The following is a 16,373-nucleotide window of genomic DNA, read 5'->3' on the forward strand; positions in this document are numbered from 1 at the left end:
AATACCCTATTATAAAGGGAGAAACTTCAGAATATTCTTCTTTTATTCCGCAATTCCGGTTTGAATCATTTCAATGTCCAAATCCACCTCGATGGGAATATGGGGATATGCCTCCTCCCAATGTTTTTGGTCGAAATTTCTTGTTTTACTTTTAGCGTGATCACCGAGTGCAATCGGATCTATATTGTTTTCCTGAAACATGGTTACCATCTCATTTAATTTATTACCAATGACATGTTCAGCCCTGGCCTCTATTTTATTCAGGTCGACCCCTTTGCCCAAGTCATAACCTTGGACCTCTAGCAAACTTGCTTTTAGTTTCACTTCAATCCTGACTTTGGGGTCTTGATTTACATTCGAGAAATCATAATGGACACGTGACTCCACGTTATTGATATCTGTATAGTCATTTTCCTTCCATTTAATTTCATAATTCCCCAGCTTAAAGTTTTCACTAAGGACTTTGAATAAAAACCCATCCTCATAATGGATATATTTACCAATATACTTATCACTTTTAAACAGGGCGATCCCTTTTACCTGTATTTGGTCTTCTTCAGTTTCCAATAAGGGCAGGACCGGATCGATCCCTTTACCATGAACTGCATATAAATACCTGTGCAAATCTACATCAGGCAAATTAGTTCGGATATTCTGTTCGATCAGTTCTTTTACTTGAACCCCTGGAGTTTTAATCAACTTCGGCTCCATTTTAACTACATCCTCAGCTTTACCATGAACGATCGCTAAATACAAATCCCGTCCCACCATCGGGTCACGCCGATATGTATCGACGTAATCATTCAACCCCTCACCCGCCAATTCTTCACCATAGAGAATGACTGTCAGCCTCCCGCCGACAATCGGGAATGGTGTCTTTGCATTTTCTTGCTGGCGGGCTGCCTTTATATCATGGGAAATCGATTCATATACTTCATTACCTAGATCTGCTTCCTCACCTGGCTGAGGAACGCTGACAACGACCGTACCTTTGATTTTATTGTCTCCGGCATCATCATAACCTACGACTTCAGCAATTAAAATATCTTCTAATATTTGCTTTTCCACACCGCACGCCGTCATCAAGAAACAAGCTAATGTAATCATGAGAAGTTTGATTTTCATGATTTATCCCCCCTAACTTTATAGACGATCGACTGCCATATGAATAAGAGAGGAAGATACAAATAAATGATATAAAAGCCTATTTGTGAACTGATCGTGTTAAACCTATCGATTTTATAGCGGTTATCCAAAAAAAGGCAGGAAGCTAAAATGATAAGCAGGATGAAAACCAACATCTTTTTCTGTCTGAATCCAAATGCTCTTTTCGCTGTTCTGCTTGCTGCCCAAACCCCTAAACAAACATTCGGCAGCACCATGAACAGCCAAACGGAAATCCCTATGTATTCGAACCTTTCAATGAATGGAAGGTCTACAATTTTCCATAACGTCAAAGTCGCCCATATTACATCTTTCAGCTGATCTTGATGATAGTAGGCTAATGAAACAATAATAAACATTAAATATATCGACATAGTAAACAACACCCCTAAGTGGGCCCACTTTTGAGAGTGTTCACGCTTTTTAATGAATGGGTAATAAATCAGGAGTAATTCAAAACCAAGGTAATTCAGGGTCATTTTCTTACAGGCCTTCATGATTTCCAAAAAGGAATGATCAAGAAAAGGACCCAAATTTTCAAAGTGGGCGTGCTTCAATGGAAAATAATTCAAAAGGAATAATGGTGATCCAATAATAAGCCCGATTATACAAAAACCAGTTATGACCCTGAACCCTCCCGTCACAAAGCTATACAGGAGAATAAGAATGAAGGTTAATAGCATCAGGACATTAACACCAGGGAACATCCAAACTTGAATGACCTCTAAATAAGTCCTGATAAGTATAATGGAGATCATTATGAAGTAGAGGATGAATAAAATATTGAAAGCATTTCCTACCCATTTACCAAACAAATCTTTATGGATGGCAATCAAATCAAGTGTTTGGGGGCCCCTGCCTAAAAGCTTGAAACACATCCAAAGCAGAACATTTATGATTAACCCTGAAATTATGATTGATATCCATGCGTCTTGGCCAGCCTCTTTCGCTATGACCCGTTCAAACCCCAATACCCCTACGCCAATCTGCATGCCGGGCATAAGGAAAAAAACAAAAAATGGGGATATTTGTTTAGTTTCATTTGGTTTGACTTCCATACCTTCTCACCGCTTTCTACACCTTATTCATCAATATCACTTTGGGATTTTTGAGTTTCCGCCTTCTTCCTCATCCTTAGTGGGTTTTCCGTCCGCAGAAATTGCGGGCGTTTTTTCTGCTTTGAAAAAGGGAGGCGAATCAGACTATCTTTAAAGTCATGAATCCTTAACGGGTAAAGAGGATCTAAATATGGACTGCCAAGCGAAGTCAATTTCAATAAATGACTTAAAATGAATGCACTGCATAAAGCTATTCCAAACAGTCCGTATAACTGGGCTGCAATTAGAAAAGGAAAGCGGATAAGGCGAATCGTATTACTGATTTGGTAAATCGGCACCGTAAATGAAGCCAAGGCAGCCAAAGCGACAAGCATCAACAAGACATTACTGACAAATCCCGCTTCCACAGCAGCTGTACCGATGACTATTCCGCCAACAATACCGATGGTGGAGCCAACCTTAGCTGGCAGCCTGACCGCTGCTTCCCTGAGCAATTCGATCGTCCCTTCCAGCACGATCGCTTCCAAAATCGGCGGAAAAGGGATCACGCCCCTGGATGATATTAAGATGGGCAGCAAATCCGTTGGAATCACCTGATAATGATACGTTAAAACGGCAACATACAGAGGTGATGACAAAACGGAAAACAGCACTGCGAAAAGCCGAATCAAACGGAATGAAGTACCGAGATTCCAAATTTGAAAATAATCTTCAAATGACGAAAAGAACGAAATGATGGTATTGGGACCAACTAATACATGAGGAGATCCATCTAGCATGATCCCTATTTTCCCTTCCGATAATACACTGGCCAGATGATCGGGCCGCTCCGTATCAATCAGTTGCGGAAACATCGAATTCCGATTATCCGTGATCATCTGGCTTACAAACGAAATATCGACGATCGTATCATATTCTATATCTTCTATTCTCTGCATGACTGTATTAATGATCTGTTGATTTACTATCCCATCTATGTAGAGAACGGCTAACCTTGTTTGCGAGATGCTCCCGACCCGAAATTCCTTGGACTGCAATTCAGGAGTGGGCAAACGGTTACGGATCAGATTCAAATTCGAATCAATCGATTCAACAAAAGCCTCCTTGGACCCAACAACCGTATACTCCGACTCGGGTGTGGAAATTTGCCTTTTCACACTATGAACACATGGAACCAACAAACACATTTCATCATCTTTCTTGTATTGAATCATGACCGATCCGGCCAAAACCAACCTTTGAATGTCATTTATATCAGCCGTCAATTTCATATCTTCCATCGGAATTTCGCCTTTTAATTGCTTAAGATCCTTCTTAGGTTGATTCGAAATGGCAGTCAGTACATGTTCATGGAGCTGTTGTTCACTAACCAGTGAATTGAAATAGGAGATGGTAAAGTCGTCTTCATTCGGGTATTGGAAGGTAAGAAAATCATTAGATGCTTCAAACTTTTTAAGAAGTTCCTGAAAATCCTTGGAAGAAACCTGAAAGGTTGCTGCATCCTTATCCTTCCTGTCCTTAAAAAACCTCACTATTCCACCCCCCTATTACTTGTACTTAGTTTTTTTAGTGTAACCACCCTCTATAAAGTTAGTCATAATTCACCGATATCCTTAAAACACATTCAAAGGTGATTTTTTTCTTAAAACAGGAAAAGACCTATCCAAATTCCACGCCTTCAGAAAGCACGAAATCAACGGATAAGTCTTAGAGTTTTCATTCAATTAACTATTACCACTTACCTTTGGGTTGGAAAAATGCGTGTTACCATTTCACGGAACTCGTCAGCGAATCCCGCAACGGGTTTTCCATTCTCGACATCATTCGCATACTCATCTATTCTTTGAACAAAGTCAGGGTTCGCCGACACATAAACTTGGTCCACCGACGGATCGGCTCCCCTTACTGCATCAGCAACCCTTTCTTTAAGGTCATTCGGGATATCCTTATCCCCGCCGTCTTTTAATACTGCCCCTACATATGCATTATTTTCAGTCACGATGACACTGGCGTTCTTCACTTCCTTCAAAGCTTCGACACGATTTGCGATATCTTCGGAAACCCTCATATCGTTTACACCATTTTCATTTTCATTATTATTATTATTATTATTATTATTATTATTATTATTATTTTGCCTTGTATCGCTTACATTCATCGGATTATCCAAATTATCCTGATTGGTACGATTCAGGCCAAGATTTTCACTGGCATCTTCTTTATCATTAGGTGAACAACCTGTAATCACTAAAGCCATCATCGCACTTGATACCATCGCTTTATAATTCATTTTCTTCACTCCTCTAAAATAATTTAATATTAATATTTGCGAGGAGACGATAAATTATTCAGAAGAAGTGACCTTCAAGCCGATAGTTCCAACCAAAATAAAACCGAGGAATACCAAACGCATCGATAATTTTCGTAAAACCTTTTCATTTTTTTATTCGTTGGCCATTGCACTTCAAATAATCATTCAATCACGATTTGAACCAAAGCCCTTTTTCCCTCCAATTACAGAAAAAGCCCAAAAGGTCATGTATCATAACCTCCCGGGCTTTTTCCCCTCCTTTTACGCAGAATCCTCCGCTTTCTCTTGGACCCTACCGGTAAAATTCAAACGAGGAATCCTTGAAACTTATTATTTCAAGACTATATCATATACTCCAAATCGTAACGCTTATGCTCTGTTTCTAAGCTTCCACTTGTCACCTTTTATTGAAAACCAAATATTTTTGAAGGGCTCCGGTGTTTGTTTAGCAGCATCAACCGTATATTGTACGGCCTCTTTTTTATATTGAACATCATCAGTGATTCCTTGCTGTGTCATGGCGAGTTGGTCCGTCTCAGATTTAATCTGCTCCGTTTTTGCCTGAATGCGTGTAACAGTTTTATTCACATTTTCAATTGTCGGTTTGGAATCCTTAAATGTTTTGAAAGCGAAAAAGGCTAAATAGATAATCGATCCGATAAAGAGGGCAAGACTAATATATACAATAACCACCTATGATTCCTCCTTTTATTTTACCTTTACTATACCCATAATACTTGAGCAGAAAACGAATCCCCATGTATTTTCTTTTATGCCTGGTCATATTATTGAAAGAAAAAGGAGGAATGAAAATGAATCACATGCCTCTACTTAAAGCCTGTTTTAAAGCTGGTGTACACTTCATTAGAAATATGACCATACAGCAGGCTGCCACAATCGCAGGAATCATTTTTTTAATCATTCATCCAGAAGTTTTAAGCCCCATTTGGCTTACATTGGCTACGTCCGTCTTGATTTTGCTCCTGCTTTGAAGATTGTTGAAAACCTCTTTAGCGACCTCCCGCATACTGGTTCCACTAAGGACCGCTTCAATACCCCTGCATTCGAAACAAGAAAACGAGGGGACATACTGACATTTCCCTCTTGGTGACAATAGGCGAATGAAGTAAACATTAAAAAGTACATACGGGACAAGAAGGCAAAACGCAAAAATATGAAAATACGATATTTCGATATGACCTCCTTATTCAAAACCTTCACCACGATTGAAACCCATAGGCACATTTCTAATATCGGAAGTATAATCCCCTTTAATAAAACAGGTTAAGTGACCACGTCCATCCATGGATATTACACTTGCTGCCGAAGGGGATTTCCTTAAACATTCCTGTCTATAAAGTTTAATCAAACGATTGATTAAACATGGATTTGTCTTGAACTCCTTCTATAAGCAGAACTTCCCTCCCCCTTCATTTAATGATTACACCAGATTTACCATTTTATCAAACACGAAACTATTAGAAAATTACAAAATTTGTGTATAATTAGGTTATATTCAATAACACTCAAGGAGGAATCATATCATGGATACTCTTATTCAACAGTTCATGAATTTGCCTACAACGGCCATTTCAGATGCAATGGAAGGATTGAACAATCTGGAATCAGCGATTAAACCCTTAAAAGAAGAATATCATTTTGCCGGACGTGCTTTAACCGTACAGATGCCCGTCGGTGATAATTCAGCGGTTTTAAAAGCAATCGGCGAAGCAAGTCCTGGGGATATAATAGTCGTTGACAGCAAAGGCGATACATACCGGGCTATTGCAGGAGACTTTGTTGTCGGCATGATGCAGACAATGGAAATTGGCGCCCTCGTAGTTGATGGTGTCATTCGTGATCTTAAAGCGGTTAAAGATCTGAATTTCCCTGTATTCAGTAAAGGGACGACGGTTGCCTCAAGCTGCAAGGCTGGTGTAGGACAAACCAATATCCCCATTTCCTGTGGAGGTGTCACCGTATTTCCAGGGGACATTATCATAGGGGACATAGATGGAGTCGTGGTCGTGCCACAAGCCATGGGTGAAGAAATCCTGAACAAAGCAAAAGATAAAATCTTAAAGGATGAACGGCGTGCAGAAAAATATGCAGGAAAGCCTGATGAAATAAGAAAGTATATCGCCATGATGACCAACAAAGCATAAATATTCCTTTTGCATATAAAAAACAGGCAGGAAGCAATGGCTTCCTGCCTGTTCTTTTCATTAAGCTTATTTATCTTTATCGGTCCCGTCTTCCTTTGAACCTTCTTCTTCATATGTGTAATCATAATCAGCAGGGTCAATCGGTTTAAAGCCATTTGGAGTATAGAAACGGAGTAAGTCACCGTTCACGACTTGGTCGGATAAATTGAGCATCGTTTCAACTCTCGTCTTGTAATTGAGGATGTCATCATTTTCCTCGACCATTTCCCCTGTATCCGTATCGTAGTATTTCCCTTTAATGGAAGTGACATCCGGTGTTACAAAATCACCATTCCTGAAAGGTACCACTTCATTATGATCTTTTGATAACAAATCCGAACCGAATTGTACATAATCTTTAGATTCAATTCCTAACAGATGCAATAAAGTCGGGAGAAGGTCAATTTGTCCTCCGTATTGGTGCATTTCCCCGCCTTCGACACCTGGAACATGAATCAATAATGGTACACGTTGCAATTGGGCATTCTCAAATGCGTCAACATCCTTGCCAAGCACTTTTGACATGGCTTCTTTATGGTTTTCGGAAATACCATAGTGATCACCATACATAACGATTACCGAGTTATCATAAAGACCGGATTCCTTCAGATAATCGAAAAACTCTTTAAGCGCCTCATCGGCATAGCGTGCAGTTTGGAAGTAACTATCAACGGAAGCATCGCCTGTCGTATGCTTACCGATTGTTGCTTTTTCCTGGTCCATGGCATATGGGAAATGATGAGATACCGTTATGAATTTTGTATAGAAAGGCTGTTTAAGCGTTTCTAACATAGGAATCGATTCTTTAAAGAAAGGCTTATCCATTAATCCATAACTTAGAACTTCCTCTTTATTTTCCATATTATAATGGTTTGCATCGAAGAACTGATTAAAACCAAGAGACTTATACATATTATCCCGGTTCCAGAAAGATTTGTAGTTACCATGGAACACAGCAGATGTGTATCCTTGTTGTCCTAAAATCGCTGGTGCTGCTTGATACGTATTTTGGGATCGGTTTGTGAATGCTGCACCCTGTGGTAAACCGAACAGGGAATTTTCGAGCATGAATTCAGCATCCGCCGTTTTACCTTGGCCTACTTGATGGAAGAAATTATCAAAGTGCATGAAATCTGACTTATCTGCTGCAAGTGAGTTTAAAAATGGAGTAACTTCTTCTCCATTCAACTCATAATCGATCAGGAAATTCTGCATGGATTCCAAATGCAAGTATATGACATTCTTACCTTTAGCTGCCCCAAAATACTTAGGGTTCGGTTCAGCGCTTGTTGCCTTCGTATAGTTGACCACTTCTGCGATATCCGTGCTATTTGCAGTCGCACGCTGAGCGTATGTTTTTGTATTCTGAACGGCATCATATACCGTATAGTTGAACATGCCCAAATATTTGACGATATAGTTCCGGTCAAATGTTCTTGATAATAATTGCGGGCGATCCTTTTCAGCAAGTCCTAAATTGATAGCGAAAATTGCAAGACCCGCTAGGTAAACCATTCCAACTGTACGGCGTTTGACTTTGAAGTCTTCCACTTTAAAGTCTTTGAATCTGTACAATACGATCAAAAGAACCGTATCAAGGAAATAAAATACATCATGGGTTTTAAATAATTCTAAAATACTCGGTCCTAAATCCCCGGCATTTTGCACTTGCGTCAAGGTTGGTAATGTAATGAAATCGGTAAATGAACGGTAGTATACAATATTGAAGAATAACCATAAGGACATCAATAGGTTCAACCTGATGATCCATTTGAACGATTTTTTGCCTCTAGCCAATAGTGCAAGGCCAAAGAATAAAATGGCTGAACTAATCGGGTTTATGAACAGTAAGAACTGTTGCAGGCCATTTTCAAGACCTAAGTTAAATTCAATTCGATATCCAATATAAGTTTTTATCCAAAACAAGACTACCGCAATAAAGAAAAAGCCTAGTATGTTATCTGCAAATAAATGCTGGCTTTTTTTAAGAAATTTATTCATGCTTTCACCTCTATTAATCTAGTGGTTTATTTATATAAATTTTTACATACTTACAAAAGACGGAAAATCGGAAACCTTATGATAGCATTCTTTCACTCGGATAGTCAAGATTGTGAAAACCACCTTTTGTCACATCTATAATCCTTATATCCAGAACACTTCCTTAGCTTATGAACAAGCCTTTTAAAAAATTACAGAGTTTTGCCCTTCTCGAATGTTTAGTACACCTATAACAAATATATAGGAACTCCATGTCTTAATCCAATAAATATCACCGTAACTTTTTGGGGTGACTGCGGATGACAGTCACTATATAAATTTCACGTCCTTCAGGCTTTTACCATTATAAACGACTCTTAATAAAAACACCAGCACATTACAAAATATGTAAAGATATAAATCTTCAAACATTTATAACTGTTGATATTTCCAGGATATCTTTCCCGATAATTCGACAGTTGAAAATTGATTGACGATTACATTGATGCATGGCTCCACCGCACTTTTCGTATCCCTTTCAGAACCAAAGCCAGCATAAGTTTCACCCGTCTATCTCCTGCGTCATACCATTCCAAAATTCCATAAAATAACAAATGGTTTTGAAGCCTGTTTAATAAACGCATTTCGCGTAAATCGACATCATTCCCTTCTTGACTTCGTTTGATCAACTTTTATTAAATTATTTTTCCTGATAGTAAATGACGCCAAATTCCCTGAAGTATTGTATGATGAATTCGATCATTTCCAGGTTTAAATGAATGTTAATTATTAGATTGTTTTTCCAACCCATGAAAGGTCCAATTTACCAAATTTCACTTAAATTACAATTTAAAAACCACACCGGAACCTGAAAGTGCATCAAGTATCCAGGCAAATGACATTATAATAGGAAGAAACTTAATTTTCTCGTTGTTATTTGATTGACTGAAAAGTTATTTTCTTTCTATAACTGCCCATATAAATCCCTGACAGCTGAAACTGGCGTGTAAGGGCCCTTGTCCTATTTATTCACCTTATTTGGTTGTGAGGAGCTTATAAGCAGTTGTTACGAGATTTTCCTGGTTCCCCTCTTGTTAGTATATATTTTTCAGTCAACTTTATTATTAGAAAATAAAAAAATCCTGCCCCCAATCGAGGGCAGGATTTCCTTTATATTACTTAAGGCCTTTTGAAACTTCTTTAACCATTGCATCAACGGATTCTAAACCGCCGCCTGATAAGTACCAGTAGTTAGGGTCAAGATAAATGATGTTGCCTTCTTTAAAAGCCTTTGTATTTTTCACAATGTCATTTTCAACAGTTTCTTTTGCTCTAGCTCCATCACCGGCAACCGCATCTCTGTCTACAACGAATAGGTAGTCAGGATTCTTTTCAGCAATGTATTCGAAAGAAATACTTTGTCCATGTGTCGATACTTCCAATTTATCATCTACAGCAGGTACTCCGAATACATCATGGATAATTCCAAATCTTGAATCCGGTCCGTAAGCACTTACTTTTCCACCGCTAGCAAGAACGATTAAACCAGTTTTATCCGTTGGAGCTTTTTCTTTCAAAGCATTGATGTTTTCTTCAACACTTGCCAATTCCTTAGCAGCTTTGTCTTTTTTATCGAAGATTTTACCCAAAAGTGTTACGTTTTCTTTAAATGATTCCATATACTTTGCAGTATCTACACCTACAAAAACAGTAGGGGCAATTTTGCTTAATTCTTTATATGCTTCAGATTGACGGCCAGAAATAAGGATCAAGTCAGGAGCCATCTCATTGATTTTTTCGAAGTCAGGTTCTTTTAATCCGCCAGCATTTTCAGTTGTACCTTCATATTTAGAAAGGTATTTTGGAAGGCCATCATGAGGAACAGCTGCTACTTCCACACCTAATTTATCAAGTGTATCAAGAGCACCCATATCGAATACAACGACTTTTTCAGGGTTTGTTTTCACTTTCGTTTCGCCTAGCTGGTGCTTAACCGTAAATTCTTCGCTTTTTGCACTTTCTTTTTTCGCACTGGATTCTTCTTTTTCCTTATCTGCTCCACAAGCTGCAGCCACTACAGCCAGCATTGCAACTAATAGCAGTAAAGATAATTTCTTTATCATTATGGTCACCTCGAAAAGTATTTTTTTATTTAAAATTACATATTGAATCCTCACCTTCACAGAATTCACCTGATCACTTTTCCCTGCCATATAAACAGGAGGCGGCTATAATCTGGGCGCGCCCGCCAACTTTTAACAGCCTAATGAGCGTACGAAGTGATTCTGGATCGGCTACGAATACTGAAGTAATTTAAAACCAAATGGCATTGACTTAAGTGAAGTACACACAGATCTTATTGTCATTGATATTTTGGATTTCAATATCCATATCATAGATTTCCTTTAATACATTGGAATTGATGACTTGTTCGGTAGGTCCATTATGAACGACCTTGCCATCCTTCAATGCGACAATATAGTCGGAATAACAGGAAGCGAAATTAATGTCATGAATGACGATGATGACCGTTTTACCTAATTCATCGGCCAATCTCCTCAATACCTTCATGATTTGGACGGAATGCTTCATATCAAGATTGTTCAGGGGCTCATCAAGAAGGACATACTCCGTGTTCTGAGCGATAACCATGGCAATGAATGCCCGCTGCTGTTGCCCGCCGCTAAGCTGGTCAAGAAATTTATCCTGCATTTCGCCAAGTTCCATATATGCAATCGCCTCATCGACATATTCCCAATCCTCTTTAGTCAGTTTACCTTGTGAATAAGGAAAGCGGCCAAAGGCGACGAGTTCACGAATCGTTAAACGGATATTGATGTGGTTGGCCTGCTTTAAGATGGCAATCTTTTTCGCTAGTTCATTGCTATTGAATTTTCCCATATCCTTACCCTCGATCAGGACTTCTCCCGAATCCCGGGTAATGAGCCGGCTGATCATCGAAAGGACTGTACTTTTCCCCGCACCATTAGGACCGATGAAGGATGTGATTTTCCCTTTCGTTATTTCAATGGAAACATCCTCGACAACCGTTTTACTATTATATTTTTTGAATAAATTTTTCACTTCTACCATGATTTATTCTCCTTTAATAGAAGATAGATGAAATAGACCCCGCCAACAAAGTTGATAATGACACTCAAAGTGGTTGAGAACGTAAAGATCCTCTCTACAATGAATTGGCCGCCGACCAAGGCAATCACACTGATCAGCATTGCACCAGGGATGATATGTTTATGCTGATAGGACTTAATGAATTGATAAGCCACATTTGCAACAAGTAATCCAAGGAACGTGATTGGACCAATCAGGGCAGTTGAAATGGAGATTAAAATCGTGACGACGATTAAAACCCGCTTTGTGACAAAATCATAATCCACACCCAGGTTAATGGCTTGGTCCCTCCCTAGGGACATGACATCCAAATACTTCAAAAATCTCATGAAATATATCATTGCCGCTATCATGAGGATAATCGCTAATGTTAACAGGTCCGTGTTGACATTATTGAAGCTGGCAAACATTTTATTTTGAATGATTTGAAATTCATTCGGGTCAATCAATACCTGCATGAATGAAGACATGCTGCCGAATAAGGTCCCGAAGATGATCCCAATCAGCAATAGGAAGTAAATATTTCGGTTTTTCTTGAACATGAACTTGAACAGCAGACTGGAAAAAATAAGCATGGCCGTAAGGGTAACCAGGAAATTGAGATTTTTATTCATAATCATGATATGCGTTGAACCGAAGAGGAAAAATCACTCCCGTTTGAATCAGCATATACATGGAGTCCAACCCCAAAATGCTTGGTGTCAGGATTTTATTATTCGTAACCGTCTGGAAAATCACTGTTGAAAAGGCTATCGCACAACCTACCACGATGATGGCGATGATTTTTATAACCCTTCTCGGCAGTGCATAATCCCAATTCGGGCCAAGGTCCCAAAATATGTAACCTGCCGTTAAAGCTGCTGCTAGAACAGCTAATATTATGATCCTACTTTTATTATTCATATGCCTTTCTCCTCATAATCAGATAGATGAATACGGCGCTTCCTATCACACCAACCACGAGTCCGATCGGGATTTCAAATGGATATATGATGATCCTGCCCAGAATATCGCAGATCAATAGGAATACTGCCCCTAGCAATGCTGTATGAGAAAGACTCTTTTTCAAATTATCACCAAGGTAAAGGGATACAATATTTGGTACGATCAATCCTATGAAAGGAATCGTTCCCACCGTTAACAGGACGACAGTGGAGGATAATGCCACGATGATCAACCCAAAATTGACTATAAGTTTATAATTGAGTCCTAGATTGATAGCAAACTCCTCACCCATCCCTGCCACAGTGAATTTATTGGCAAAGAAGTATGCGAGAATGACTAGAGGGATACTTACATATATAAGTTCGTACCTTCCCGACATGATCATCGAGAAATCTCCATTCATCCATGTGTTAAGGCTTTGAATCAAATCATATTTATAAGCAAAGAAAGTCGAGATGGATCCGACGATATTACCAAACATCAAACCGACCAGTGGAATGAATATCGTATCCTTGTATTTCACTTGATCAAGAATTTTCATGAACAAGAGCGTACCTGCCAAAGCGAATATGAAAGCGAATGCCATTTTCTCTATAAGTGCTGCCGAAGGGAAAATGATGATGGCAAGAAGAAGTCCAAGCCTTGCAGAATCCATGGTACCGGCAGTCGTCGGGGATACAAATTTGTTTCGGCTCAATTGCTGCATGATCAGACCGCTTATACTCATCACAACACCGGCAATGACTATGGCCATCATTCTGGGGAAACGGCTTTGCAGCATGATTTGCACTTTATCATCACTTAGATCCAATAAATCCAGGGGGGTAATATCTTTTACACCAATGAATAATGACGTAAATGATAATACAATTAACGCCATGACTAAATATCTTATCTTCATCTACATTTCCTACTCTTCCTATCTCATTAAATACAACGATAATATTTTTAATTAAAAATATATGAATAAAGACTATTGTATATCTCCTATTGAAATGGGATTCATGGAGATACAATAGTTACAAGCTTCTTCCATTCATGATAATGAGATTCATTATCATTATCAGTCTTTCTTATTCTACCATTTCTTTGACATGTGTCAATATATACAAGGGAATTACTTTGATAAACTTCGGATAGTCATATTGTAATGAATTTGGATGAACCAATCATGCATTTCGCTCCAGGAAATGATAAAATCAAAATAACAAATATTTACTCTTCTAATGAAAGTAGCGATATGATGAAAAACTTGCTATCCAAAGTGTTCTCAAAAAAAGCGAAAATCCAGATTGAATTTTGCCAAAATAATCTTGACCGCTTCCTTAATGAACAAACAGTTGCTGATTATGGTAAGTTCTTAGCGAATCCAAGGGTACAATATAAGGAATATGAATGTTTAAGTGAATGTAAACTTTGTCAGAAAACCCCCTATGCGAAAGTGAACGGCCAGATCATGAGTGGCAAGGATTCACAGGAACTTTTAAATCAGTTGAATGATGAATTGAAATGATACGGGCCAGGCAAATTTGTTTGATCCGTATCATTTCAACTATCCACCTGTAATTATACAGAATACAGGTGATGAACATCTATTAAAAGGAATCACAAACTTCATCATTTTTTGCTCCAACTTCCCTTTAATAAATAAGCCCGGATAAGGTTTCTTGAAATTGGATACATAAGCGTTCTACTATATATCCCCGCTCTTTTTTGCAGAGAGAAGTTTTTTTAGCGATTTCAACACTACAATCATGTTAAATTCTTAGTGTGAATTACTGGGCAGAAGCCATGTGATTTTTTCAATAATCTAGTAGATACTTCCTGTTTTTCACTATTTCCTACCATTATACTGTAAAAATAGCTTAATATATGATAATTTATGGAAAAAGATAGATAGGAGGACGTCCGTGAAAAAAATCATTCCTGCCATCGTATCAGTCGTCACACTAGGTCTTGTCACTGGATTCCCTGGCCAGAGCCACATCGCCGGGGCAGAAGAATTCACCCCTTATTACGGAAATGGTCCAAGCTATATTCAACCTGATAACCTCTCCCACCTTTTCCCTGAACCTAATGTTTCTTTCAACACACCAGCCTTTAAAAATGACAAGATCGCCTTTACGAGCCAAGAAGAAATGATTGGTCATATCAAGTCCCTCTCCCATAGAAACAAGAACATCCAAGTCAAGACGATAGGTAAATCCACAGAAGGACGCGACATCCCGATGCTTCTTTTCAGCAAGGATTCAAAAAAACTGAATAAGGATTCCCATAAACCATTGATTTGGATTCAAGGTCAGATCCATGGCAATGAACCAGCTTCAGGTGAATCAGCATTAGTCCTTGCACAATGGCTGGCTGAGGGCAAGCTTGGTGATGTCCTCGATAAAGTGAATGTTGCCATCGTTCCACGCGTGAATCCTGATGGTTCTTATTATTTCAAACGATATACCTCCAATGACATGGATGCGAATAGGGACTATTTAAAAGTGGAGTATCCTGAAGTCCAGACGATTCATCAGACAATCGATGAGTATGAACCTGAGGTCATTCTTGATGTACATGAATATACAGTGAATCCCGCCCCCCTTAAAAAGGTGGGAACAAATGGATCAATCGCTTCCTATGATTTACTTATCTCCTCGGCCAAGAATTTAAATATTCCCGAACAGCTTCGAAAAGCTTCCGATGAACTGCTTTTACCTAACGTTTTTAAAACATTGGAAAAAGAAAAGCTTTCCTATCACGATTACTATACACTGGCTACATCTGATGATGGAGTCCTTACCGCCACAGAAGGAAGCACAGAAGCCCGGATTGGCCGAAACGCCCTCGGTTTAAAAAATACAATGACCTATTTAATTGAAACAAGGGGAATCAATATCGGCCGTACGGATTTTAAACGACGTGTTTTTGCACAAGCTACAGCACAGGCAGCATTCATCCAAACGGCAGCCGAACAGGCCAGTAAAGTAAAAAAGTCCGTTAAACAGGCAGAAACTGAAGTCGTGCAAAAAGGGCGAAAAGCAAATGATAACGATAAAATTGTCATCACCAGCGAAAATAAATTGGTTAAGAATCAAAAATTGACAGTAGTCGATTTAGCGAAAGCTAAAATGGTCAATGCCTCCATCGATTGGCTGGATTCTACTGACGCCTACCCTACCCTGGTTAGAAATCGTCCGACAGCTTATATCCTTCCACCAGAATATAAAGACATCGCCAAGAAACTTCAGGTATTGGGAGTAGAAGTGAAAAAATTAAAAAAACCTATGAAAGTAGCTGTCGAAAGCTATCGGGTCAAAGATTTAAAAGTTTCAGATGAACTGGAAAGCGGACATTCCACAAGGGAAGTCACGACAACTGTAACTAGCAAAAAACAGGATTTCCCCAAAGGAAGCTATGTATTCGACATGGCCCAGCCTGATGCCAACTTCATCTCCCTTGCCCTCGAACCTGAAGGCATGGATAGCTATGTGACATTCAATTTCATTCCTGCCGACAAAGGGAAAGAACTCCCGATTTACCGTTATATGCAACCAACACGCTTACCCACTAAATAATGCATTTTATCTA

General features: G+C 38.9%; 14 protein-coding genes and 1 pseudogene. 4 read left to right on the top strand and 11 right to left on the bottom strand.

What is annotated here, in order from left to right; translation table 11 throughout:
* Nucleotides 1-42: 42 nt before the first annotated feature.
* From ABIE66_RS25775 to ABIE66_RS25795, 5 genes are all read right to left on the bottom strand, one after another.
* A complete protein-coding gene (locus ABIE66_RS25775) occupies nt 43-1,125 on the bottom strand; it encodes a Ger(x)C family spore germination protein (protein ID WP_370016750.1) in 1,083 nt (360 codons plus the stop codon).
* Nucleotides 1,122-2,222, bottom strand: coding sequence for a GerAB/ArcD/ProY family transporter (locus ABIE66_RS25780; RefSeq protein WP_370016751.1), 1,101 nt, complete (start codon nt 2,220-2,222; stop codon nt 1,122-1,124). The genes ABIE66_RS25775 and ABIE66_RS25780 overlap by 4 nt, the downstream gene beginning before the upstream one ends.
* 23 nt (nt 2,223-2,245) lie before the next feature.
* Complete coding sequence (locus ABIE66_RS25785) at nt 2,246-3,754, bottom strand: spore germination protein (protein ID WP_370016752.1); 1,509 nt, start codon at nt 3,752-3,754, stop codon at nt 2,246-2,248.
* A gap of 206 nt (nt 3,755-3,960) precedes the next feature.
* Nucleotides 3,961-4,512 (bottom strand): YhcN/YlaJ family sporulation lipoprotein, encoded by a 552-nt coding sequence (locus ABIE66_RS25790; RefSeq protein ID WP_370016753.1) that lies wholly within the window; start codon nt 4,510-4,512, stop codon nt 3,961-3,963.
* A 390-nt stretch (nt 4,513-4,902) separates the two neighbouring features.
* A complete protein-coding gene (locus ABIE66_RS25795; protein ID WP_289326892.1) occupies nt 4,903-5,226 on the bottom strand; it encodes a DUF948 domain-containing protein in 324 nt (107 codons plus the stop codon).
* Nucleotides 5,227-5,345: 119 nt separating this feature from the next.
* Between ABIE66_RS25795 and ABIE66_RS25800 the strand changes: the two genes are divergently transcribed.
* Together ABIE66_RS25800 and ABIE66_RS25805 are read left to right on the top strand one after the other, a co-directional pair.
* Nucleotides 5,346-5,525, top strand: a complete 180-nt coding sequence (locus ABIE66_RS25800) for a hypothetical protein (protein ID WP_289326893.1) — start codon at nt 5,346-5,348, stop codon at nt 5,523-5,525.
* Between the two features lie 552 nt (nt 5,526-6,077).
* Nucleotides 6,078-6,698 carry an RraA family protein gene (locus ABIE66_RS25805; RefSeq protein ID WP_370016754.1) on the top strand — a complete coding sequence of 207 codons (621 nt, stop codon included), beginning with the start codon at nt 6,078-6,080 and terminating at the stop codon, nt 6,696-6,698.
* A gap of 66 nt (nt 6,699-6,764) precedes the next feature.
* Here the strand turns inward: ABIE66_RS25805 and ltaS are convergent, their stop codons facing one another.
* The 6 genes and pseudogenes from ltaS to ABIE66_RS25835 form a co-directional block, all read right to left on the bottom strand.
* Nucleotides 6,765-8,738, bottom strand: a complete 1,974-nt coding sequence (gene ltaS, locus ABIE66_RS25810; RefSeq protein WP_370016755.1) for a lipoteichoic acid synthase — start codon at nt 8,736-8,738, stop codon at nt 6,765-6,767.
* A 476-nt stretch (nt 8,739-9,214) separates the two neighbouring features.
* Nucleotides 9,215-9,406, bottom strand: coding sequence for a hypothetical protein (locus tag ABIE66_RS25815; RefSeq protein ID WP_370016756.1), 192 nt, complete (start codon nt 9,404-9,406; stop codon nt 9,215-9,217).
* A 486-nt stretch (nt 9,407-9,892) separates the two neighbouring features.
* A complete protein-coding gene (locus ABIE66_RS25820) occupies nt 9,893-10,837 on the bottom strand; it encodes a siderophore ABC transporter substrate-binding protein (RefSeq protein ID WP_370017117.1) in 945 nt (314 codons plus the stop codon).
* A 214-nt stretch (nt 10,838-11,051) separates the two neighbouring features.
* The gene (locus tag ABIE66_RS25825; RefSeq protein WP_370016757.1) at nt 11,052-11,810 is read right to left on the bottom strand and encodes an iron ABC transporter ATP-binding protein; all 759 of its coding nucleotides are present in this window, start codon (nt 11,808-11,810) and stop codon (nt 11,052-11,054) included.
* Nucleotides 11,804-12,752 (bottom strand): annotated as a pseudogene (locus tag ABIE66_RS25830) (iron chelate uptake ABC transporter family permease subunit). Before ABIE66_RS25830 ends, ABIE66_RS25825 begins: the two are co-directional and overlap by 7 nt.
* Complete coding sequence (locus tag ABIE66_RS25835) at nt 12,745-13,695, bottom strand: ABC transporter permease (RefSeq protein ID WP_370016758.1); 951 nt, start codon at nt 13,693-13,695, stop codon at nt 12,745-12,747. The pseudogene ABIE66_RS25830 and the gene ABIE66_RS25835 overlap by 8 nt, the downstream one beginning before the upstream one ends.
* Before the next feature lie 249 nt (nt 13,696-13,944).
* Here ABIE66_RS25835 and ABIE66_RS25840 point away from each other — a divergent pair, with 249 nt between their 5' ends.
* Both ABIE66_RS25840 and ABIE66_RS25845 read left to right on the top strand, forming a co-directional pair.
* The gene (locus ABIE66_RS25840) at nt 13,945-14,307 is read left to right on the top strand and encodes a DUF1450 domain-containing protein (protein ID WP_289314459.1); all 363 of its coding nucleotides are present in this window, start codon (nt 13,945-13,947) and stop codon (nt 14,305-14,307) included.
* Nucleotides 14,308-14,704: 397 nt separating this feature from the next.
* The gene (locus ABIE66_RS25845) at nt 14,705-16,360 is read left to right on the top strand and encodes a M14 family metallopeptidase (protein WP_370016759.1); all 1,656 of its coding nucleotides are present in this window, start codon (nt 14,705-14,707) and stop codon (nt 16,358-16,360) included.
* Nucleotides 16,361-16,373: the final 13 nt, after the last annotated feature.

The sequence above is a fragment of the Peribacillus sp. B2I2 genome (assembly GCF_041261685.1).
In the GTDB taxonomy this organism is placed as follows: Bacteria; Bacillota; Bacilli; order Bacillales; family DSM-1321; genus Peribacillus.

Excerpts from the sequence above, each read along its gene's own strand:
- ABIE66_RS25800 (WP_289326893.1), top strand. The coding sequence starts at position 5,346 with ATGAATCACATGCCTCTACTTAAAGCCTGTTTTAAAGCTGGTGTACAC.
- ABIE66_RS25805 (WP_370016754.1), top strand. The coding sequence starts at position 6,078 with ATGGATACTCTTATTCAACAGTTCATGAATTTGCCTACAACGGCCATT.
- ABIE66_RS25835 (WP_370016758.1), bottom strand. The coding sequence starts at position 13,695 with ATGAAGATAAGATATTTAGTCATGGCGTTAATTGTATTATCATTTACG.
- ltaS (WP_370016755.1), bottom strand. The coding sequence starts at position 8,738 with ATGAATAAATTTCTTAAAAAAAGCCAGCATTTATTTGCAGATAACATA.
- ABIE66_RS25775 (WP_370016750.1), bottom strand. The coding sequence starts at position 1,125 with ATGAAAATCAAACTTCTCATGATTACATTAGCTTGTTTCTTGATGACG.
- ABIE66_RS25790 (WP_370016753.1), bottom strand. The coding sequence starts at position 4,512 with ATGAATTATAAAGCGATGGTATCAAGTGCGATGATGGCTTTAGTGATT.
- ABIE66_RS25780 (WP_370016751.1), bottom strand. The coding sequence starts at position 2,222 with ATGGAAGTCAAACCAAATGAAACTAAACAAATATCCCCATTTTTTGTT.
- ABIE66_RS25840 (WP_289314459.1), top strand. The coding sequence starts at position 13,945 with ATGAATTTGGATGAACCAATCATGCATTTCGCTCCAGGAAATGATAAA.
- ABIE66_RS25825 (WP_370016757.1), bottom strand. The coding sequence starts at position 11,810 with ATGGTAGAAGTGAAAAATTTATTCAAAAAATATAATAGTAAAACGGTT.